At 71.0% G+C, this 21,856-nt stretch carries 18 protein-coding genes; 3 read left to right on the top strand and 15 right to left on the bottom strand.

The window, feature by feature from the left end; translation table 11 throughout:
• Window positions 1-111 precede the first annotated feature (111 nt).
• Genes folP through dapE form a run of 3 tightly spaced genes read right to left on the bottom strand, consistent with a single transcriptional unit; the run spans window position 112 to window position 3,030 of the window.
• Window positions 112-1,041, bottom strand: coding sequence for a dihydropteroate synthase (gene folP / locus ACH47X_RS23500; RefSeq protein ID WP_397407413.1), 930 nt, complete (start codon window positions 1,039-1,041; stop codon window positions 112-114).
• On the bottom strand, window positions 1,042-1,893 hold the full coding sequence (locus ACH47X_RS23505) for a TIGR00730 family Rossman fold protein (RefSeq protein WP_397407415.1): 852 nt from the start codon (window positions 1,891-1,893) through the stop codon (window positions 1,042-1,044). It abuts the gene before it with no gap.
• Between the two features lie 9 nt (window positions 1,894-1,902).
• Window positions 1,903-3,030, bottom strand: coding sequence for a succinyl-diaminopimelate desuccinylase (gene dapE, locus ACH47X_RS23510; RefSeq protein ID WP_397407417.1), 1,128 nt, complete (start codon window positions 3,028-3,030; stop codon window positions 1,903-1,905).
• A gap of 42 nt (window positions 3,031-3,072) precedes the next feature.
• Between dapE and dapD the strand changes: the two genes are divergently transcribed.
• Both dapD and ACH47X_RS23520 read left to right on the top strand, forming a co-directional pair.
• Window positions 3,073-4,020, top strand: a complete 948-nt coding sequence (dapD, locus tag ACH47X_RS23515; RefSeq protein ID WP_397407419.1) for a 2,3,4,5-tetrahydropyridine-2,6-dicarboxylate N-succinyltransferase — start codon at window positions 3,073-3,075, stop codon at window positions 4,018-4,020.
• A 91-nt stretch (window positions 4,021-4,111) separates the two neighbouring features.
• Window positions 4,112-5,080 (top strand): hypothetical protein, encoded by a 969-nt coding sequence (locus ACH47X_RS23520; protein ID WP_397407421.1) that lies wholly within the window; start codon window positions 4,112-4,114, stop codon window positions 5,078-5,080.
• Between the two features lie 63 nt (window positions 5,081-5,143).
• On the opposite strand, the gene ACH47X_RS23525 is transcribed toward ACH47X_RS23520, so the two are convergent.
• From ACH47X_RS23525 to ACH47X_RS23545, 5 genes are all read right to left on the bottom strand, one after another.
• Entirely contained in the window at window positions 5,144-6,961 is a 1,818-nt protein-coding gene (locus ACH47X_RS23525) for an ABC transporter ATP-binding protein (protein WP_397407423.1), read from the bottom strand.
• Window positions 6,962-6,963: 2 nt separating this feature from the next.
• Window positions 6,964-7,962, bottom strand: coding sequence for an ABC transporter permease (locus tag ACH47X_RS23530; protein WP_397407425.1), 999 nt, complete (start codon window positions 7,960-7,962; stop codon window positions 6,964-6,966).
• A gap of 27 nt (window positions 7,963-7,989) precedes the next feature.
• Window positions 7,990-9,510, bottom strand: coding sequence for an ABC transporter permease (locus tag ACH47X_RS23535; protein ID WP_036970277.1), 1,521 nt, complete (start codon window positions 9,508-9,510; stop codon window positions 7,990-7,992).
• 194 nt (window positions 9,511-9,704) lie between these two features.
• A complete protein-coding gene (locus ACH47X_RS23540; RefSeq protein ID WP_397407427.1) occupies window positions 9,705-11,519 on the bottom strand; it encodes an ABC transporter substrate-binding protein in 1,815 nt (604 codons plus the stop codon).
• 234 nt (window positions 11,520-11,753) lie between these two features.
• Window positions 11,754-12,209 (bottom strand): cold-shock protein, encoded by a 456-nt coding sequence (locus ACH47X_RS23545; RefSeq protein ID WP_397407429.1) that lies wholly within the window; start codon window positions 12,207-12,209, stop codon window positions 11,754-11,756.
• A gap of 143 nt (window positions 12,210-12,352) precedes the next feature.
• On the opposite strand from ACH47X_RS23545, the gene ACH47X_RS23550 reads away from it, so the two are divergent.
• Complete coding sequence (locus ACH47X_RS23550) at window positions 12,353-12,883, top strand: GNAT family N-acetyltransferase (protein WP_397407431.1); 531 nt, start codon at window positions 12,353-12,355, stop codon at window positions 12,881-12,883.
• A 42-nt stretch (window positions 12,884-12,925) separates the two neighbouring features.
• On the opposite strand, the gene ACH47X_RS23555 is transcribed toward ACH47X_RS23550, so the two are convergent.
• The 7 genes from ACH47X_RS23555 to ACH47X_RS23585 form a co-directional block, all read right to left on the bottom strand.
• Window positions 12,926-13,714: a GNAT family N-acetyltransferase gene (locus tag ACH47X_RS23555; RefSeq protein ID WP_397407433.1), complete on the bottom strand. Its 789-nt coding sequence runs from the start codon at window positions 13,712-13,714 to the stop codon at window positions 12,926-12,928.
• 100 nt (window positions 13,715-13,814) lie between these two features.
• The gene (locus tag ACH47X_RS23560) at window positions 13,815-15,656 is read right to left on the bottom strand and encodes a BCCT family transporter (RefSeq protein WP_397407435.1); all 1,842 of its coding nucleotides are present in this window, start codon (window positions 15,654-15,656) and stop codon (window positions 13,815-13,817) included.
• Between the two features lie 165 nt (window positions 15,657-15,821).
• Window positions 15,822-16,781 carry a carbohydrate ABC transporter permease gene (locus tag ACH47X_RS23565; RefSeq protein ID WP_397407437.1) on the bottom strand — a complete coding sequence of 320 codons (960 nt, stop codon included), beginning with the start codon at window positions 16,779-16,781 and terminating at the stop codon, window positions 15,822-15,824.
• Complete coding sequence (locus ACH47X_RS23570; RefSeq protein WP_245605736.1) at window positions 16,771-17,661, bottom strand: carbohydrate ABC transporter permease; 891 nt, start codon at window positions 17,659-17,661, stop codon at window positions 16,771-16,773. The genes ACH47X_RS23565 and ACH47X_RS23570 overlap by 11 nt, the downstream gene beginning before the upstream one ends.
• A 2-nt stretch (window positions 17,662-17,663) precedes the next feature.
• Window positions 17,664-18,977, bottom strand: a complete 1,314-nt coding sequence (locus ACH47X_RS23575; protein WP_397407439.1) for an ABC transporter substrate-binding protein — start codon at window positions 18,975-18,977, stop codon at window positions 17,664-17,666.
• A 72-nt stretch (window positions 18,978-19,049) separates the two neighbouring features.
• Window positions 19,050-20,672 (bottom strand): FAD-dependent oxidoreductase, encoded by a 1,623-nt coding sequence (locus tag ACH47X_RS23580; protein ID WP_397407441.1) that lies wholly within the window; start codon window positions 20,670-20,672, stop codon window positions 19,050-19,052.
• 55 nt (window positions 20,673-20,727) lie between these two features.
• Window positions 20,728-21,828: a LacI family DNA-binding transcriptional regulator gene (locus ACH47X_RS23585; protein ID WP_397407443.1), complete on the bottom strand. Its 1,101-nt coding sequence runs from the start codon at window positions 21,826-21,828 to the stop codon at window positions 20,728-20,730.
• Window positions 21,829-21,856: the final 28 nt, after the last annotated feature.

The raw sequence follows: 21,856 nt of genomic DNA on the forward strand, positions 1-21,856 counted from the left end.
CCGAGGGCACAGAGCCATTCTAGTTCAAATGGCGCCCCTTACTTTCCACTCGCCCATTCGTGGCGCTTCATCCGACCGGGCACCGGGACGCCGGTCGAATCGTGCGTGGGCTCAGGCGAGACCCCTCAGGGCGGCGGCGGGCGGCGCCTCGTCGCGCACCGCCGCCACGAGGTCGAGCACCCGGCGGGTCGCGGCCACGTCGTGCGCCCGGAAGACCCGCGCGCCGAGCCACGCGGCGACCGCCGTCGCGGCGAGCGTGCCCTCCAGGCGCTCCTCGGGCGGCAGGTCGAGCGTCTCCCCCACGAAGTCCTTGCGGGACAGCGCCATCAGGAGCGGGAAACCGAGCCCCGCCAGGGCGTCGGTACGGCGCAGCAGGTGCAGCGAGTGCCAGGTGTTCTTGCCGAAGTCGTGCGTCGGGTCCACGAGCACGGACGCGCGGGGCACGCCGCACGCCACGGCCCGCTCGGCGGCGGCCCGCAGGGTGGCCACGACGTCGGCCAGCAGCCCGTCGGGGCCCGGGTACTCCACGCGGTACGGGTCCGTGCGCGGCACGGCCCCGCCCGTGTGCGAGCAGACGACGCCGACACCAGCCGCGCCCGCCACCTCCACCAGGCCGGGATCGTGCCCCGCCCAGGTGTCGTTGATCAGGTCCGCCCCGGCGTCGATCGCCGCGCGGGCGACCCCGGCGCGCCAGGTGTCGACCGAGACGAGCAGGCCGGGCACGGCGCGGCGCACCGCGGCCACGAACGGCACGACGCGGCGGATCTCCTCGGCCTCGTCGACCGGCGTGCCGTTGCCGGCCCGCACGCCGCCGACGTCGAGGATCTCGGCGCCGTCGGCGTACGCACGCTCCGCGACGGCCAGGGCCGCGGCGTCGTCGGGCACGCGCGCGGGCGCGTAGAACGAGTCGGTGGTGCGGTTCAGCACCGCCATCACCACCGGGCGGACCGCGGTCCCGTCCCGTCCGACCTCACGCCCGCGCAGCACCAGCGGGGCGGACGGCAGCGGGACGGTATCGGCGGGCGTCTGAGGACGATCCACCTAGGAGTTGCCCACGACGGCGTCGCGCCGGTCCGCGGCCGACGCCTGCTCGGTGGCGCGCTCTGCCGCCACCGCGGCCTGCAGCGCCGCCTGCTCGGCCGCGATCTGGTGGGCCCGGTCGACCACGTGCCGCACGGCGTCGGCCGGGTCGTCGGTCAGGTGGATGATGTCGAGATCCGCCGCGCTGATGACACCATGCTCCAGCGCCGTCGTCCGGACCCACTCCAGGAGCCCACCCCAGTACTTCTTTCCCACCAGGACGATCGGGAACTGCGTCACCTTGTGGGTCTGCACCAGGGTGATGGCCTCGAAGAGCTCGTCGAAGGTGCCGAATCCCCCGGGCATCACGATGAATCCCTGCGCGTACTTCAGGAACATCGTCTTTCGCGCGAAGAAGTACCGGAAGTTGATACCCAGATTGACGTACTCGTTGACGCCCTGTTCGAAGGGCAGCTCGATACCGAGCCCGACCGACGTACCGCCCGCCTCCGCCGCACCCTTGTTCGCGGCCTCCATGATGCCGGGCCCGCCGCCCGTGATGACGGCGTAGCCCGCCTCGACCAGCAGCCGGCCCACGGTCTCGCCCGCGGCGTAGTCCGGGTGACCGGGCTTGGTGCGCGCGGAGCCGAACACCGAGACGGCCTCGCCCAGTTCGGCGAGCGCGCCGAAGCCCTCCACGAACTCGCTCTGGATGCGCAGCACCCGCCAGGGGTCCGAGTGCAGCCAGTCGGTGTCCTGGTCCGGGGCCAGGAGTCGCTGGTCCGTGGTGGTCCGCGGGATCTGGTTCCCGCGCAGCAGCACCGGACCACGGCGATAGCCGCGGCCGGACTGTGGAATGCCGTCGTCGCTCATGCGACCAAACTAGTCGTCCAGGAGCCAGGCTCGCAGCGCGTCGCGGCACTGCGCGAGCTGCGCGACCGGCAGGCGCTCGTCGTCCTTGTGCGCGAGCAGCGGGTCACCCGGACCGAAGTTGACCGCGGGCACCCCCAGCTCGGCGAACCGGGCGACGTCGGTCCACCCGTACTTGGGAGCGGGGGCGCCGCCCGTCGTGGCCAGCACCGACTGCACGAACTGGGCCGCCAGCGGGTCGTCGAGGCCGGGGCGTGCGCCGCCCGCGGCGTCCGTCACGAGCACCTCGAAGCCCTCGAAGACCTCCCGCAGGTGGGCCTCCGCCTCGGCCACCGAGCGGGAGGGGGCGAAACGATAGTTCACCTCCACCGTGCAGGCGTCAGGGATGACGTTGCCCGCGATGCCGCCGTCGATCCGCACGGCGTTGAGGCCCTCGCGGTAGACCAGGCCGTCCACCTCGACCTCGCGTGGCGCGTAGGCCGCGAGCCGGGTCAGCACGGGCGCGACGGCGTGGATCGCGTTCTCGCCCGTCCACGCGCGCGCCGAGTGCGCGGCGACGCCGTGGGTGCGCACCTCGATCCGCATCGTGCCGTTGCAGCCGCCCTCGATGCCGGCGTTCGACGGCTCGCCCAGGATCGCGAAGTCGCCCCGCAGCAGCTCCGGGTGGTTGCGCGCGAGGCGGCCCAGACCGTTCAGCGCGGAGTCGACCTCCTCGTGGTCGTAGAAGATCCACGTCAGGTCGTGGGCGGGCGCCGTGCCGGGCGCGCCGAGCTCGACCGCCAGGGCGAGCGCGACGGCGACCCCGCCGAGCATGTCCACGGTGCCGCGGCCCCAGAGCTCGCCGGCGCCGTCCTGCTCGACCAGGCGGGTCGGCAGGTTGTCCGCGATCGGCACGGTGTCGATGTGGCCGGCCACCACCACCCGCCGGTCCCGGCCGAGGTGCGTCCGCGCCACCAGGGCGTCGCCGTCGCGCAGCACGTCCAGGTGCGGGCAGGCCCGCAGGACCGCCTCGATCGTGTCGGCGAGGGCCTTCTCGTCGCCGCTGACGGACGGGATGTCGCACAGGATCCGGGTGAGGGCGACGAGGTCGGCCCCCTCCCCGGACGGGTCGAGCAGGGCAGGGTCGATCGCGTTGTCCACAGGGCAAGCCTAGGTGCTCGTCCCGGCCGTTAGGCTGGACGCATGACGACCGCATGGGGCTTCGGCCTTGCAACGATCGCCGACGACGGCACCACCCTCGACACCTGGTACCCGGAGCCCGCCCTCGGCGACGCGCCCGCCGGCGCCACCCCGCCCGAGGCTCTCGCGGCGGCCGCCGGCGCGGACGCCGTCCGCGGCGTCCGGCTGGAGGTCGTGACCACGCAGATCGACCTCGCCGACCCGCCGAAGAGCGTCCCGGACGCCTACCTGCGCCTGCACCTGCTCTCGGCCCGCCTGGTCAAGCCGCACGGCCTCAACATGGACGGCATCTTCGGCGCCCTGACGAACGTGGTCTGGACCAGCGCCGGCCCGTGCGCCGTCGAGGGCTTCGAGGAGACCCGGCTGCGCCTGCGCGCCCGCGGCCACGTCACCGTGTTCGGCGTCGACAAGTTCCCGCGGATGGTCGACTACCTCGTCCCGTCTGGTGTCCGGATCGCCGACGCCGACCGGGTCCGCCTGGGCGCGTACCTCGCCCCTGGCACCACGGTGATGCACGAGGGCTTCGTCAACTTCAACGCCGGCACGCTCGGCGTGTCCATGGTCGAGGGCCGCATCTCGGCCGGGGTCACCGTGGGCGACGGGTCCGACGTCGGCGGTGGCGCTTCGATCATGGGCACCCTGTCCGGGGGCGGCAAGCAGGTTGTGTCGCTCGGCGAGCGCTGCCTGCTGGGCGCCAACGCGGGCCTCGGCATCCCCCTCGGCGACGACTGCGTGGTCGAGGCGGGCCTGTACCTGACCGCCGGCACCAAGGTCACCGTGCTCGGCGCGGCCGCCGACCCGTACGGCGACGGCACCGCCCCCGTCAAGGCGCGTGACCTCGCGGGCCGCAGCAACCTGCTCTTCCGCCGGAACTCCACCACGGGCGCCGTCGAGGTGCTCGACCGGACCGGCGTCGGCATCGAGCTGAACGAGGTGCTGCACGCCAACTGAGGCGCCCTCGTACCCGTTTTGCACCATCCCTGACCAGGCGGATTACACTTCGTGACCCTCCTGGTACCGCCCCGGACGACAGGGAGCACGTATGGCCATCCTGGCCGAGACCGGCCCGCCGGTCCCGCCGCCCGTCGACGGTCCCCCGCCGCGACGGCAGCTGGGGCGCGCCCTGAAGTACATCGTGACGGTCTGTGCCGTGTGCGCGGTCGCCACGGTGGGCGTCGTCGTCGGGCTGAACCGGCTGACGGGGTCCGGGCCCGTCACCGAACGCTGCACCGCCGCGCTCGACGGCTCGAACTGGTACCTCTCGCCCGACCAGGCGGACAACGCGGCGCTCGTGGCCGGCACCGCGGTCGCCCGCGGCCTACCGGCCCGGGCGGCCACGATCGGCCTGGCCACGGCGCTGCAGGAGTCCAAGCTCATCAACATCGACTACGGCGACCGTGACTCGGTGGGGCTGTTCCAGCAGCGGCCGTCCCAGGGCTGGGGCGACCCCCAGCAGATCCTGGACCCGGTGTACTCGACCAACGCCTTCTACGACGTGCTGGTCGAGGTCGAGGGGTACGAGGACATGGAGGTGACGGACGCCGCGCAGACCGTGCAGCGCTCCGCCTATCCCGACGCCTACGCGCAGCACGAGACGCGGTCGCGCGCCTGGGCCTCCGCCCTGACCGGCAACTCCCCCGCGGCCCTGTCGTGCGAGCTCGCGCCGGTGGCCGACGCGGACCAGGTCGCCCCCGACGCCGCCCGGGACGCGGTGGCCGGCCGGCTGGGCCGGGACCTCGGGCTCGCGCCCGCGACCGGCACGGCGGACCCGAACCGGCAGGACCCGGCGTCGGTCACGGTGACGGTCGACGCCACGCCCCTGACGCCGGACGACCCCCAGCGCGGCGGCTGGGCGACCGGCCAGTGGGCCGTCGCGACGGCGCAGTCCACGCAGGCCGTCGAGGTGCACGTGGACGACCGGGTCTGGCTGCGCGACGAGGCCGCCTGGGTCGACGCCGAGACGCGGCTGCCTCCGGGCGAGGTCAGCATCACGGTGGACGCCACCGAGTAGCGGGGTCTCGGCAGGCTCGACCAGCGGTGGTGAACCGCTGCTCGATGCCTGCCGAGACCGACCTCAGTTGCCGCCGTCGACCATGAAGCCACCGAGGCCGGACGAGTTGCCGCCCTCGTCCTGCCGCGGCGCGGGGCGCTCGTAATCCTCGTCGACGTGCAGTTCCGCGACATCCTCGCCGAGCTTGTTCAGCAGCGCGTGCCGCGCCTCGCGCCGGCGTCGCTGCTCCAGCGGCTCCGGCACCGGGGCGGCCGCGATGAGCCGCTGCGTGTACTCCTCGCGGGGGTGGTGCAGCACCTCCTCGCGCGGACCCTGCTCCACGATCCGGCCGTTCTGCAGCACCACCACGCGGTGGGCCAGCAGGTCGATCACGGCGAGGTCGTGGCTCACGAACAGGCAGGCGAACTTGTACCGCTCCTGCAGCGCCGTGAACATCTTCAGCACGTTGGCCTGCACGGACACGTCCAGGGCCGACGTCGGCTCGTCCGCGACCAGCAGCTCGGGGTCGAGCGTGAGCGCGCGGGCGATGCTCACGCGCTGGCGCTGGCCACCGGAGAGCTCGTGCGGGTAGCGGTTGTAGACGCTGCGGGGCAGCTCGACGGCGTCGAGCAGCTCCAGCACGCGACGGCGCCGCGACCGCTCGTCGCCCTCCTTGTGCACCACCAGCGGTTCGGCGATCACGTCGCCGATCGGCAGGCGCGGGTTGAGGGACGACGCCGGGTCCTGGAACACGACGCCGATGCGCTTGCGCAGGGCCTTGAGCTCCTTGCCGCGCAGCTTGCCGAAGTCGGTCCCGAGGATGGACGCCGAGCCGGAGGCCGCGGGGATGAGGCCCAGGGCGCACTTGGCGATCGTGGACTTGCCGGAGCCGGACTCGCCCACGAGGCCCACGATCTCGCCCTGCGCCACCGACAGCGACACGTCGTCGACGGCCCGGAAGGTGGGCTTGCCCAGGCGGTGGTACTCGATGACGAGGTTGTTCAGGTCGAGCGCGGGCAGGTCCTCGGGGGCCGCCTCCACGGGCGCGACGTCGCCGAACTGGCCCGGCCCGGACCCCAGGTGGGGCACGGCGGCCAGCAGGCGCTTGGTGTACTCGTGCCGCGGGTGGTTGAGCACCTGGTCGGCGGTCCCCGTCTCCACGAGGTCACCCTTGAGCATGACGGCGACACGGTCGGCCATGTCGGCCACGACGCCCATGTTGTGGGTGATCAGCAGGATGCCGGTGTTCAACTTGTCCTTGAGCGAGCGCAGCAGGTCGAGGATGTCGGCCTGCACGGTCACGTCGAGGGCCGTGGTGGGCTCGTCGGCGATGATCACCTTGGGGTCGCACGCGATCGCCATGGCGATGACCACGCGCTGGCGCTGACCACCGGACAGCTCGTGCGGGTACTGCTTGAGGCGGCGCTCGGGCTCGGGGATGCCGACCATGCCCAGCAGCTCGGCGGCCCGGGCCATGGCCTGCTTGCCGAACGCGATGCCGTGCAGCTGCAGGCCCTCGGTGAGCTGGTCGCCGATGGTGAGCACCGGGTTCAGCGCGGTCATGGGCTCCTGGAAGACCATGGCCACGTCGTTGCCGCGCATGTTGCGCAGGCCCCGGCCGTCGAGGCCGCCCACGACCTTGTCGCCCACGCGGATGGTGCCGCCGACGCGTGCGTTGCGGGGCAGCAGGCCGAGCGCCGTCATCGAGGTGACGGACTTGCCCGAGCCGGACTCGCCCACGAGCGCGACGACCTCGCCGGGCCGGACCTCCAGGTCGATGCCCTTGACGGCGTGCACGTCGCCGAACTCGGTCTTGAACGTGACGGTGAGGTCCTCGAACGCGAGGACGGCGTCGCCGGTCGCCGTGGCGGGGCCGGAGGCGCTGATGTCGAGAGTCGTCATTCTCAGTCCTTGGTCCGGTTCTGGCGGGGGTCGAACGCGTCGCGCAGGCCGTCGCCGATGAAGTTCACGCACAGGGCGATGGCCAGGATCATCAGGCCAGGCCACCAGAACAGCCACGGCCGCGTCGCGAAGGCGGCCTGGTAGTCGTTGATGAGGGTACCCAGCGAGGTGTCCGGCGCCTGCACGCCGAACCCGAGGAAGCTCAGCGAGGTCTCCAGGAGGATCGCGCTGGAGATCGAGAGCGTCGCGGACACGATGATCACGCCGACCGCGTTGGGCAGGACGTGCTTGCTGATGATGCGCCAGGGGCTGGTGCCGACTGCCTGCGCGGCCAGCACGAAGTCGCGTTCGCGCAGCGAGAGCACCTCGCCGCGCACCAGGCGGGCCAGGCTCGTCCACGTGACCAGGCCGAGCACGAGGGCCAGACCCCAGATGCCCCAGCCGGACGCCGTCTTGCCGAGCACGGCCGCGACGACCAGCAGCGGGATCACGATGAAGACATCGGTCACCCGCATCAGGACCGACTCGACCCAGCCGCGGTAGAAGCCGGCCAGGGCCCCGATCAGTGTGCCCACGACCGTCGAGATGATGCCCACGGCGAACGCGATGATCAGCGAGAACTGGGTGCCGCGCATGACCAGGGCGAAGTAGTCCTTGCCGCCGGTGTCCTGGCCGAAGGGGTACTGCCAGGTGGGCGCGCCGTCGCCGATCTTGTCGTACTGCAGCGTGTAGTTGTTGGGCCACCACCCGGGGATCGGACCGATGCCGATCGAGGTGAACGCCACGACGATGATGATGCCGAGCACGATCATCGAGCTGAGCGCCGCCCGGTGCCGGAAGAACCGGCGGGCGACGAGCTGGCCCTGGCTGTAGGACTTGTCCTCGCCGGGCAGCGGGGCCGCCGAGCCGCCGGCCGCGAGGCCGACGGCGTCCGTGCTGGCCACGGAGATCTGGGGCTCGTAGTCCTCGCCGCCAGGGGTGCTGTTCCTGATGTCACTCATGTCTGTGTCTCCTGCCGTGGCCCGCGCTCAGCGCCGGATCCGGGGGTCGAGGGCCGCGTACGCGATGTCTGCCAGCAGGTTCATCAGCACGGCGGCAACACCCGTGACGAGGAAGAACGCCATGACCGGCGCGGGGTCCACGGCGTTCAGGCCGTCCTGGAACAGGGCGCCCATGCCCTTCCAGCCGAACACCTGCTCGGTGATGACCGCGCCGCCGATGAGGGCCGCGAAGTCGAAGGCGACGATCGTGGTGATCGGGATGAGGGCGTTGCGGAAGGCGTGCTTGACGATGACCTCGCGCTCCGACAGGCCCTTCGACCGGGCCGTGCGCACGTAGTCCTGGTTCAGGGTCTCGAGCATCGACGACCGCGTGTACCGCGAGTGCGTCGCCACGGAGACCAGGGTGAGCAGGATGGTGGGCAGCAGGATCTGCGTGGCCATGTCGAGCACCTGCTCCCAGAAGCCCCCGGTGAAGTTCGGGGTCTGGGAGCCGATGGTCGAGATGGGGCGCGACTTGACGCCCAGGAAGCTGGCCCAGTGCGCGATCAGGAGGTCGGCGAAGACCATCAGGCTGGTGATGACACCGGTGATGCCGGTGACCAGCATGGACTGCTTGCGGGCGTACCCACCCCAGGCAGCGCCGATCCCGACCGAGACCAGCACCGCGAGCACGAACAGCCCGGCGAGCAGACCCCAGCTCGGGCTGTTGACCAGGAGCGGCGCGAAGGCGAGGTAGGCGACGACGCCGACCACGACGGTGGTGAGGGCCGCGTAGAGCGCGCGCCGGTTCCGCAGGCCCGCGACCAGGGCGGTGACGAGCACACCCGCGGCGGCCGACACCACGAGCACGCCGCCGATGCCGAACATCGGGTTGCGCCACCAGTCGAGGGCGTTGAAGACGAAGAGGATGACCGTGACGAACGCGAACACGGCGGCCGCCGTCAGCATCCGGCGCTTCCTGGTACCGCCGAGTACCGCCTGGAGCAGGAAGCCCGCCACCACCGCGACTATCACGATGGTCCATGGCGCGTAGTGGCCGTCGGCGATCCAGTTGTTGTACTGGATGGCCGCGAACTCCTTGAGCAGGGTGGCGGCCCAGAAGACCGGCAGCGAGAAGAAGAGGAACGCGCTGAACGTGATGGAGTAGTCGAAGCCCGAGTACTGCCGGATCGCGGTGAGGATGCCGAGCGCGATACCGACGATGATCGCGAGCACCGTGGCCACGGTGATCAGGCGGAGCGTCGAGACCGCCGCCTGCTGGGTCAGACCCAGCACGTCGACGCCGTTGATGGTGACGCCGAGGTCGCAGTTCCCGGTGAAACAGCCTCCGACGCCACTGAGCCAGTCCCAGTACCGCTCCCAGGGCGAGTCGTCGAGCCGGAGCAGTTCGCTCCGCTGCGCCATGAGCTGCTCGCGGTTCGGGTCGTTCGACTCGCGCAGGTCCTTGAGCGGATCGCCCGAGTTGATGGTCAGGAAGAACATGAGCAAGGAGGCGCCCAGCAGGACGAGCGCCGAGGCGCCGATGCGCCGGAGGATGAACTTGAGCACGGGTTGGCCCTTCGAGGCGGACGCAGCACGGCGTCTGCTGGGGAATGCGATCAGTGGGTCACTCTAGGACACCGGATGAAAATTGCCGCCATTGACCCAGATCAGGACTGGAAATAATCCTGACCGGAAGCGAACAGCCCTGCGGGGAAGGGACCAGAGGCGCCCTTCCCCGCAGGTCTTGCGTCAGGCTCGCGTCAGGAGGCGCGGGCCCACTGCTCGGAGTTCCACAGCACACCGCTCTGAGCGGCGGTGTTCCGCACGTTCTCGAGGCTCGAGCTGCTGGCGATGACGCCCGGGTGGGCGAACAGCGGGATACCGAACAGGGTGTCCCACAGCTGCTTCTCGATGATCACGGTCTGCTCGGCGTGCACCGCCTCGTCCGTGGTGCTGGCCAGCGTCTTCCAGGCCTCGTCCACGGTCTTGTCGGAGTAGCCACCGTAGTTCTGCTGACCGGTGGTCGAGTAGATGTTCTCGCCCGAGGCGATCTGGCCGGAGCCGGCCCAGGCGAACAGCGCGACCTCGTAGTCACCGTTCGGCAGGTCCTTGTCGAAGAAGTCCGGCGCGGCCGAGTCGACGATCTCGAAGCCGACCTGGTCGCACGAGGACTTGATGGCCTCGACCTCGGCGGCACGACGCGGGTTCGGCGCGGCGTAGCCGATGCGAACCTTCTCGCCCTCCTTGAGGCCCGCGGCAGCGAACTTCTCCTTGGCCGCCTCGAGGTCGACCTCGTCGTACCGGCCGTCGTAGGACTCGGAGACCGTGGCCTCGTAGTTGTCCTGGAACGGGAAGACCTCGCGGGCGTTCATCATGACGGCCTCGGGGGCGATCGGCTTGATCAGGTCGTCCACGATCTTCTGGCGCGGCACGCAGAGCGCGAACGCCTCACGGGCCTCCAGGCTGTCGGAGAAGATGCCCGAGTTGAAGTTGAAGTCGAGGTGCTCCCAGGTCAGGTTCTGGTTGGTGTCCACCGTGACGGCGTCACCGAGCTGCTCGAGCTGCGTCACCGTGTCGACCGTGGGGCCGTTCGGCTGGATGACGTCGAGGTCACCGTTGGCCAGCGCCTGGATCTGCGCGTCGGCGGCCACGAAGCGGAAGGTCAGCTCCTTGGTCGCGGCGGGCGTGCCCCAGTACTTGTCGTTCGCCTCGAGGGTGATGTACTGGCCGGCCTCCCAGCCGTCGGCCTTGAAGTCGTACGGGCCGCTCACGGGGGCGATCGCCGGGTCCGGGACCTCGCCCGGCTGCGACAGCCAGCCCTCGTTCCAGAACTTGGCGGCCTTCTTCAGGACGTCCATGTCGAGGTCCTGGATGGCGGTGACGAGCTCCTCGGTGGAGACGCCCGCCTTCTCGGCGACCACGTGGGCCGGGAACGCGGAACCGATCTGGATCTTCCAGTCGGCGTACACGCGCTCGTAGTCGTAGGTGAACGACTTGGCGTCCGGGGAGTCCGCCTGCGGACCCTCGGGCACGTAGTCGCCCAGCGTCAGGCCGGAGATGTGGTTGAACAGCGGGGTCTCCGAACCGTCGTCGGTGACCTTGCCGTCCTCGGTGATCGCCTGGGCCGCCCAGTCGAGCAGGTAGTCGGCGTAGGTGATCGGGGTGCCGTCCGACCAGGCAGCCTCGTCGTTGAGGGTGTACTGGACCTGCAGCGGGTCCTCCGAGATGGCCTCGTACGTGCCGTAGTCCTCGTCGGCGCAGATCGAGCCGTCGGCACCGAAGTAGTAGAAGCCGCCGAAGATGCGGTCCGTGACCGCGCTGTTGTACGTGGAGTAGGTCTCGGGGGTGTTCGTGTTGTAGCCGAGGAACTCGTCCTCGACCGACACCTTGACCTCACCGTCGGCGGTGGTGATGTCCCCGAGGTCAGCCTTGCACGGACCGTCGGCCGCGGCCGACGTCGCTGTGGACTCACCTTCGGCCGGGTCGTCGTTACCCGCCGGGCTGGTGCACGCCGAGAACAGCAGCGCGCCACTGGCAGCCACTGCGACGGCGGCGCTCAGTCGCCTGATCTTCAATGTTCCTCCTCAGGGGAATGCCGGCGCCGTAGTCACCCCCGCTACGCCGCAGCGCACGGGGGTGAGATGTCCGTCACCGTCATGGTTTCCGCTCACGCTACTCACGCGATGGGAGGGTTTGCCCTACTTCGCCGTTTGGCGGATCTGATCGTTACCGACCTGATATCGCTCCGTAGCGGCGCCGTCGCCGCACAACAAGGACGGAAACAGAGCGGTAACACCTCGGGTGAAATCTCACACCCATCCGTGGGAACGCGCCACCGCGACGAAAGCACCCCTGGTCGCGAGCACCTGCTCGGCGGTCAGGGTGGGCACGCCGGCGAGCAGCACCTCGGTCACCTCGACCGCGAGCTCGCGCTCGGACGGGCCGTCGCCGTCGGGCCGCGAGCCGGCGTCGGGCAGGGGCGGGAGGAAGGTGGGGACGGGCGCCGTGGTCGCACCCGCGCCGACGGCGGTCGCCGTCATCGCGGGGGCCAGGGCGGGGGCAGGCGCCACCAGGGTGACCGTGGAGGCCTTCAGGCCCCGGTCGCCGTCCTCCACCGCGAAGTCCACGACCGCGCCCACGGCGAGGTTGCGCTTGTCGAACTCGAGGTCGTTGACGTGGATGAACACGTCGTCCCCACCGGTGTCCGGCGCAACGAACCCGTAGCCGCGAACCTCGTCGAACCTGATGACCTTGCCTTGAACCACGACACACCCCGCCTCGTAAGAATCCCTGCGTGACCGAGTCTAGGACGCTTGTCCAACTCCGCCTGGGCAACGCGCGCGAGACCTCCTGCGTTCCATCCGGTCGTCCCTCGCGCCGAGCCGGCGGACGGCGCTAGCGTGCCGACATGACGATCCGGGCGCTGGAGACCTCCGAGGTGCTGCGACGCGCGGACGAGATCGCCGGCGTCTTCCAGCGCGCCTTCGGCTACTCGGACGAGCGCCGCGACCACTTCCGCGACACCCGCCTCGCCTACCTGCCCCTCTACGACGGCGCACTGACCTTCGGCGCGTTCGAGGACGACGCGCTGGTGGGCTTCGTGTACGGGTTCGACTACCAGCCCGGCCACTGGTGGCCGCAGCAGGTGGGACCCGCGCTGGAGCAGGCCGGGCACGGCGAGTGGACTATGGACACGTTCGAGCTCAACGAGCTGGAGGTCCTGCCCGGGTACCAGGGGCGGGGCCTCGGGACGGCGTTGCTGCGCACGCTCCTCGGGCGGACCCCGCACCGCCACACCCTGCTGTCCACCACCGCCGACCCGGCCGACCGGGCCAAGGTGCTCTACCGGCGCCTCGGGTTCGTGGACCTGGTGCCCGGCTTCCGGTACGCGGGCGTCAGCGAGCCGGCCAACATCATGGGCCGGCGGCGCGCGGACTGACGCCCGCTGCCGGGCAGTCCGGGGCGGCGCCGGCTCTGGCGGTCAGCGCTCCCAGACGTAGGGCGTCGTGGTGGACACCCTGGCGAAGCCGTAGCGCTCCAGGATGGGGCGCGAGTACTCGGTGGAGTCGCTGTTGATCAGTGTCTTGCCCTGCGCGAGCGCCGAGCGCGCGCGAGCCGCCGTCAGCGCCCGGTAGATGCCCCGGCCGCGCCACTCGGCACGGGTGCTGCCGCCCCAGATCCCGGCGAAGTCGGTGCCCGGCACGGGCTCCAGCCGGCCCGCGGTCACGATCTGGCCGTCGGCCTCCGCGACCCACAGCTCCATGCTCGGGTCGATCGCCTGCCGGCGCAGGATCGCGTTCGCCGTGCTGTCCGAGACCGGGCTGCCGAACACCTCGTCCTGCATGGCGCACATGGCGCGCACGTCCGGCTCCTCGGTCACACGGCGCAGGGTGACGCCGTCGGGCAGCGGGACGTCGACCGCGAGGGCCTGCGCCTCGCCGATCATGATCGACTCCGGTTCCTCGGGCTCGAACCCGTGCGCCAGCAGGGCCTCGTGCAGCCCGGGTGCGTGGTCGTGGCCACGGGTCTTCCACTCGACCTTCGTGATGCCGCCGTCGGCCCGGAAGCGGGCCACGGCGTCGTCGACCAGCTCGCGCACGCGCGCCTCGTCGGCGCCGCCGAGGTCGCGGTAGGTGACGAAGCCCCGCCCGCCCAGGAAGGTCACGAGCCGCAGTGGCCCCAGCGGCGTGACGGAGACGGCGCTGGGCGTCTCGGCGTCGGTGCGGAGCTGTTCGTCGTATGCCTTCAGCAGGCGCGAGAGATCGGTCATGGGGACACCGTCCTTCGCCGGAGGCGCCCGGAGCAACGGATTTTGCCCGTGTCAGACGTACAGGTCCCTGCAGGGACCTGTACGTCTGACACGTGGGGCGTCAGTCCTTGGCGATGACGCCGCCGTCGGCGACCACCGGGACGCCGTTCTCCGGGGTGGCCGGGGTGTCGTCGGCGTCCTCCGTGGCGGACGACGCCGAGGTGGAGAGCTCGAACGGCTCGCCGTCGTGCTTCTCGACGCCGGTGTCGACCGTCTCGGCCAGCACCTGCACCGCCAGCTCCCGTTTGAGGACCAGCGGATCGCTCGAGAGGTCCTTCCACAGCGCCACGCAGAGCACGAGCATCACCACGACGAACGGCAGCGCGGAGACGATGGTGATGTTCTTCAGGCCGGTCAGGGCTGCGGCTGGATCGTCGCCGCCGGCCAGCAGCATCGCGGCGGCCACGGCACCGGTGCTCACGCCCCAGAAGATCACTGACTTCCTGGTGGGCTCCTCGGCACCGTTCTCGGAGAGCCCGCCCATGATGATCGAGGCGGAGTCGGCGCCGGTGACGAAGAAGATGGCCACCAGCACGACCGCGAGGACCATCAGCGCGACCCCCACCCAGCTGGGCACCGGCAGGGCGCCGAGCGTCTGGAAGAAGATGAGGTCGAAGTTGATGTCGGCCCCGCCCTCCCCGATGGCGGCGAGGGCCTTGCCCGCGTCCTGCGCCTGCTCGGCGCGCTCCTGGAGGCCGATGGCGCCGCCGCCGAAGATCGCGAACCAGATGGTCGACACGATCGAGGGCACCAGCAGCACGCCGGTGACGAACTGGCGCACCGTGCGGCCGCGCGAGATACGGGCGATGAACGGGCCGACGAACGGCGTCCAGGACACCCACCAGGCCCAGTAGAAGATGGTCCAGGAGCCCATCCAGTCCGCGAGCGACTGGTCGCCGGACGCGGCGGTCCGCGAGGCCATCTCGGGCAGGTCCCCGACGAACGCGCCGAGCGACGCGGGCAGCACGTTGAGGATGAACAGCGTGGGTCCGCCGATGAAGACGATGATCGCGAGCAGCAGCGCGAGCCACATGTTGGCGTTGGACAGCCACTGGATGCCGCGCTCGATGCCGGACACGGCCGAGACGACGAACAGGCAGGTCAGGATCGCGATGATCATGACGAGCGTGGCCGTGCCGACGGACTCCATGATGCCCGAGTGCTGGATGCCGCCGCCGATCTGCAGGGCGCCGAGGCCCAGGGAGCAGGCGGAGCCGAACAGGGTGGCGAGGATCGCGAGGATGTTGATGACCCGGCCGCCCGCGCCGTTGACCGCCTTGCGGCCGAACAGCGAGGTGAACATCGAGCTGAACAGCTGCGCGCGGCCCAGGCGGTAGGTGCCGTAGGCCATGCCGAGACCCACGATGGCGTACATGGCCCAGGGGTAGAGCGTCCAGTGGAAGAGGGTCTGCCCCATCGCCGTGGCCGCGGCGGCGGGCGTGGAGCCGTCGACGGTGCCGGGCGGGGGCGCCATGTAGAAGTAGAGGGGCTCGCCGACGCCGTAGAACATGAGGCCGATGCCCATGCCGGTCGCGAACATCATCGCGATCCACGACGGGGTCGAGAACTGCGGCTTCTCACCGTCCTGACCCAGCGGGATCTTGCCGAACCTGCCCATCGCGACCACGATGACGAAGACGGTGAAGATCGTGGCGGCCGTGACGAACAGCCAGCCGAAGTTCTTCAGGACGCCGTTGAGCGCGCTGTCCGCCACCGTGCCGAGGCTGTCGGGGCTGGCGAAGCCCCAGACGATGAACGCGAGCGCGATAAGACCTGCGACGCCGAAGACGATCCGGTCGGTGCCGACGCGCTGGTCCTGCGGGCCGAGCGCGGCCCGCTCGACTCGCCGGGCGGCACGCTGGACGCGTCCCAGCAGGGTCTTGGTGGATTCTGAGGTACTCATCACAACGGCCCTCCGCTCCGCCCGGGTCTGCCGGGTGGTCACACAGGGAAGGCCAGGACTCCTTACATGTGAAGCGATCGATACAGAGCGCTTCACGTTAGCACCACACCTGCTTTTCACCCCGGCGAGCGGACGGCGGCACGCCGGTCGGCGTGCCGCCGTCGGTCAGCCCTTGAGACCGCTGTGCGCGAGGCCCTGGACGAACTGCTTCTGCGCCAGGAGGAAGACGGCCAGGACGGGCAGCACGGTGAGCGTCGTCGCTGCTAGCTGGACGTTCCACATGGGACCGCCGTACGCGTCGACGTACTGCGTCAGGGCCTGCGGGAGCGTGAAGTTCTCCTTGCTGGAGAGGTACACGATGGGCTCGAGGTAGAGGTTCCAGGACTTGAGGAACGTGAAGATCGCCACGGCGCCCAGCGCGGACCGGGACAGCGGGAGCGCGATGCGCCAGAAGACGCCCCAGCGGCCCAGCCCGTCGATCCGGCCCGCCTCCTCCAGCTCGGTGGGCAGCCCCAGGAAGAACTGGCGCATGATGAACACGGCCAGCACGGCGGGCGCCCCGAGCACGGGGATGACGATGAGCGGCCAGTGGGTGTTGATGAGCCCGAGGCTGTTGACGATGCGGAACAGCGGGACGATCGTCACCTCCGACGGGACCAGCAGGCCCACGAGCACCAGCACGAACAGGGCGTTGGCGCCGGGGAAGCGGATCCGCGCGAACGCGTAGCCCGCCATCGCCGCCACCAGCATGGTGCCGACGGTGACCAGCACCGCGATGTACAGGGAGTTCCAGTACTGCTGCGCGAACGGCTGGAGCGTGAACACCCGGCCGTAGGCCTCTAGGGACGGGTCCTGCGGCCAGATGGTCGGCACCCGGCGCAGGATCTCGCTCATCGGCTTGAGGCTGGACGTCGCCATCCACCAGGTGGGGAAGACGAACGGCACGCTCAGCACGGCCAGCAGCAGCACGAGCAGCCACCGGGTCAGGCCGCGGCGGGCTCTGACACCCAGGGGCGGGCGTCGTGCCGGGCCGGGCGCCGCGTCCCGGGTGTCGCCCGGCGGCACGGCCGGGGCGCTGGGCCCGGGCCGCCCGGGGGCGGGCGCGGGCATGACGTCAGACTTCATGGAAGACCCACCTCTTGCGCGACTGCCACTGCAGCAGCGTCAGTACGAGAACGATGAGGAACAGGAGCACCGCCAGGGCGCTGGCGTAGCCGAACTCGTTGAACCGGAACGCCTGCTGGTACAGGTAGTAGACGAGCACCGTGGTCGAGTTGCCCGGGCCGCCCCCGGTGAGGACGTCGATCTGCGCGAACACCTCGAGCGAGCCGACGATCGTGATGATCGAGACCAGCAGGATGGTGGGACTGATCAGCGGCAGGGTGATCGACCGGAACCGGCGCCACGCGCCGGCGCCGTCGAGCCGGGCCGCCTCCTGCAGCTCCTCGGGCACGCCCTGCAGCGCCGCGAGGAACAGGATCATGTTGAGGCCGACGTTCTTGAAGACCTGCACGATGATGACGGCGATCATGGCCGTGGTGGGGTGCCGCAGCCAGTTCGGGCCCTCGGCACCGAGCACCGACAGGAACCCGTTGATGCCGCCGTCGGCCTGGAGCAGGAAGCTCCAGACGATGGTCCAGGCGACCAGCGAGACGACGACGGGCGAGAAGAAGAACGTCCGGAACGTGGTGGTCCCGGGCAGCTTCTGGTTGAGCAGGACGGCGAGCAACAGCGCCAGCGCGATGTTCACCACGACGAGCCCGATCGAGAACCACACGGTCGCCAGGAGCGCGTCACCCAGGCCCGGGTCGGACGCCATCCGCTGGTAGTTCTCCGCCCCGACGAACGTGAAGGTGTTCGCCAGGACGTTCCACTCGTGCAGGGAGTACCAGACCACCATGCCGAGCGGCAGGACGACGAAGGCGAGGGACCCCAGGACCACCGGGGCGACCATGGTGTACCCGACGAGCCAGTCGCGGCGCACCGCCGCTGACGCTGTCGCCACGATCAGTCCTCCAGCAGCGGCGTGATCGCCGCGCAGGTGTCGGTCAGCACGGCCTCGACGTCGGCGTCCTCGACCCACAGCGCGTCGAGCTCGGCGCGCACGGTCTCGGACAGCTTGGCGAAGTTCTTGTGCGCCGGCTTGGTGACGGCGTCCTCGACGCCCTGGACCACCACTGCCTCGAGCTGGTCGGCCGTCAGCTTGGGGTTGGCGGCCGCGAGGCTGTCACCGTTGAGCAGCGACTGGCGCGGCGGCGGGAAGTAGGCCGCGAGCTGCTCGGCGTTCTCCGCGTTCGTGAAGTACGCCAGGAAGTCGGCGGCGACGTCCGGGTGCTCGCCCGCGGCGAAGACCCCGACCCCGGCCTGGCCCACGACGTTCTGCTTGCCGGCCGGCCCCTCGGGCAGCGGCACGATGTCCCAGTGGAAGGAGTCGTCGAGGGCCGAGGCCCGGCTGATCTGCGTGATCGTCATGGCGGCGTCACCGGCGAAGAAGTCGGCGGTGGTGCCCGGCGCGGGCATCGCGGCGTCGGTGAACACGGCGTCGTGGAACCAGGTCATGGCGTCGACCATCGCCGGGTCGGTGAACGTGCACTGCGTGCCGTCCGCGCTCCAGGGAGCGGCCTTCCACCCGGACCAGACCGTGGCCAGGTTCTCCCACGACTGGTAGTCGAAGTCGCGCACCACCAGACCCTGCTTGCCGGACTTCTCGGCAGTGGCGGCGGCGATGTCGCGCGCCGCGTCGAAGGTCCACCCGCCGTCGGCCACCAGGTCGACCGGGTCGGGCTGGCCCGCGGCCTCGATCTGGTCGGTGTTGACGAACATCGCGAACGGGCTGTTGGAGAAGGGGTAGGCGTACAGGCCGTCGCCGTCCTCCCAGAGCGTCAGGGCGCTCGGCACGAGGTCGTCGAACGCGTAGCCCTCGGTGCCCTCCAGCACCGGGCGCAGGTCCACGAGCGCGCCGCTGGAGACGAACTCCGGGGCGTTGCTCTCGAAGATCCAGGCCAGGTCCGGGGCGTTGCCGCCGGCGAGCTGGGTGGTCAGCGCGGTGGTGTAGTCCTCGAACGGGATGGTCTCGAACTTCACGCTCGAGACCAGCTCCGGGTTCTCGGCCACGTAGGCGTCCGCGATGGACTGGAAGAGGTCGAGCTGCGTCTCGTCCGCCGTCCAGACGGTCATGCGCAGGTCGACCGGTTCGGACGGGGTCTCGGGCTCCCCGACCGGCGCGTCGGTACCGCCCGCGCACGCGGACAGGGCCAGCGCCGTCCCGAGGACGGCGGCGGTTCCCGCCGTCCTGCGGTTCCGGATGTGGTGTACAGACATCAGTTCTCCTTTGGACTGATCCGGCGACGGGACGTCGCCGGCGTGTGCCGGTGCGGGCGGACGCCGCCCGCGTCAGTAGGGGTGGGCCTCGTCCGGCCAGCGCAGCTCGACGCCGGCGGCGACGAGCTCGGCCTGGTAGTCGGCGAGCTGGTCCGGCCGGGACTGGACGGAGTGCGGGGTGCGGCCGGTCGCGAGGCAGTGCGCGGCCAGGTGGCCGGCGGCCTCGCCCACGTTCCACTCCACCGGGTGCAGCCGGTAGCACCCGTTGGTGATGTGCGTGGTGCCGATGTTCTTGTTGCCCGCCAGCAGGTTGGTGGTGCGGCGCGGCAGCAGGGCGCCCAGCGGGATCTCGAACGGGGTGGACGGCACGTCGATGTACGTGTCGCCGCCCGTCGAGGGGTGCAGGTCGATGCGGTACATGCCCACGCCCACCGAGTCCGCGTACCGGGTGGCACCCTGGTCGCCGCGCACGGCGTAGGACACGTCGTTCTCGGTGATCGTCGTGACCGCCCGGATGCGGCGGGACTCGCGGTGGTAGGCCGCCTGGGCCAGGCCGTCCGCGTTGCCCATGACGTCGGGCCGCAGCCGCAGACCGGGGAACCCGGTGCCGCCGTCGGGCCGCGGCGCCTCCGTCTGCATCCAGTAGAGCATCGAGAGGCTGAGCTGCCGGGCGTCGGCGATCCGGGCCTCCTCCTCCTCGCGGGAGACGTCGAGCACGTGCCCCAGGAAGTAGTCGATGCTCGGCCAGTTCACCAGGCACAGGTCGCTCTCGTAGAACCCGGGCTCGTGCAGGTCGCGCGCGGCGATACGGCGGAACAGCCAGAGATTGCCGTCACCGGCGTTCTTGGACTGGTCGGCGTCGACGGCCAGCGGGTCGTCGCCCGGGTTGGGGGTGAACGACCGCTTCTCCAGCGCGAGCGTGCGGGGGTTGGGCGCCGTCCACGACAGGAGCTGCTCGCCGCCCCAGGCGGCGGGCGCGTAGGCGCGCCAGAAGTCGTAGCGCTCGGGCTTGTCGATCGTGTGGTCGCCGTCGGTGTGCTCGACGACGAAGCAGACGCTCAGGGCCTGCACGTTGTCCGGCTGGGCCGCGTCCGGGGCGCTGGGCTCCCCCGTCTCGTGCCGCGACTCGAACCCGGTGACGTACTCCGTGCCGGTCAGCGGCAGCAGCTCGCCGGTCTCGGTCGCGTCGACCGTGTAGGCCGCTGCGACCGTCACGTCCGCACCGCCGACCACGGAGCGCAGAGTCACCGAGGTGACCCGGTCGCCGTCCGCCGTGGCAGACACGGGACGCACGCGCTCCAGCAGCCGGATGCGGCCCGCCGAGCGGTACGGGGCCAGCATCTCCTCCAGCACGCCGACCGCGACCCGCGGCTCGTGGCACAGCTTGGACACCCACCCGGCGCCCGGGTTGAGCTCGGCCCAGTCCCGCGCTCCGCCGGTCAGCGGGTAGCGGCGGCGGTAGACGTCGCGGATACCGTCGCGCAGCGCGCGGTAGCGGGCCGTCACGCCGAACCGCTCGACCCAGGGGTGCTCGTCCGGCGGCACGCCCTGCGAGGTCAGCTGCCCGCCGATCCACGGGTGCTCCTCGGTGAGGACGACGCTCGCGCCCCGGTCGGCGGCGGCCAGCGCGGCGGCGATGCCGCCGAGGCCGGCGCCCACCACGAGCACGTCGGTCTGCAGGTCTTGAGGGGTCACGCGTGGTCCGTCCTTAGGTGGGTGTCGGTTCGGGGTCTGGTCGAGGGCAGTCGGGTCACGGGGCGTCCGCCCCGGGCGGCGCGCCGGCCGGCGGCGGGGCCACGGTGGCGCCCTCGACGTCGGGGCACACGAGGATCTGGTGCAGCTCGGCCTCGGTCACGGCGGCCGGACGCCGCGCGTCGCGCTCGCGCTCGCGGCGTGGTCCGTCGTCGGACACCAGGCGGGAGAGGAGGTACAGCGCGCGGGCGCCCATCTCCTCCCGTGGCACGGAGAAGCCGGACCACTGCCGGCCGTCGCGGCGCGGGTGATGGGGCTGCCCGAGGAGCAGCACCGACACGTCGTCGGGCACGCGCCGGCCGCGGCGCTCGAGCTCGTCGGCGAGCTCCTCCGGGTGGTTCTCCGGGGCCACGACGACGGCGGTGAAGCGCTGGTCGACGATCTCGGCGGCGGTGGCGGCGACGTCCTCCAGCTCGACGAACCGCGTGGTCAGGCCGTGCGACTTCATCGCGTCGCGGTACCCCTCGACGCGATCGAGCGTGGGCTGGTCCGTGCCGCGCATGCCCACGTAGCCGATGCGCTGGTGGCCGTGGGCCACCAGGCGGTCGATCTGCCGCACGGTGCCGCCCACGTAGTCGGCGCCGACGTAGGGCAGCCGGCCGCCGTCGCTGCCGCGCTTGCCGATGAAGACGAACGGGTAGTTGGTGTCGAGCAGGTGCTGCAGCTCGCCGCGGTGCTCGTGCTGCCCGAGGAGCAGGCAGCCGTCGGCGACACCGAGCCGCTGCCAGCCGTCCCGGGTGAGCCGGCGGCGGCCGTCCGCCACCGGCGCGCTGGTGAACAGCAGGATGTCGACGCCGAGCCGCTCGGCGGCGTGCTCGATCCCGGTGAGGAACGGTCCGTAGAAGTCGCGGCTGGCACGCGGGAACGTGGCCTCGTACGTGAAGACGCCGAGGATCTGGGCGAGCCCGCCCGCCAGACGCTGGGCCGCGGGGTTGGCGGTGTAGCCCGTGATGCGGATCGCGTCGAGCACGCGCTGGCGCGTCTCCTCGCTGATCCGTACGCCGGCCGGCGTGCTCCCGTTGAGCACGAACGAGACGGTGGCCTGGCTGACGCCGGCCATCGCGGCGACGTCGGTCTGGGTGATGCGGCGACGTGGCACGGCTCCTCCTCGAAACGCCCGGTCGGGT

The organism is Promicromonospora kroppenstedtii (assembly GCF_044389675.1).
Lineage (GTDB): Bacteria > Actinomycetota > Actinomycetes > Actinomycetales > Cellulomonadaceae > Promicromonospora > Promicromonospora kroppenstedtii.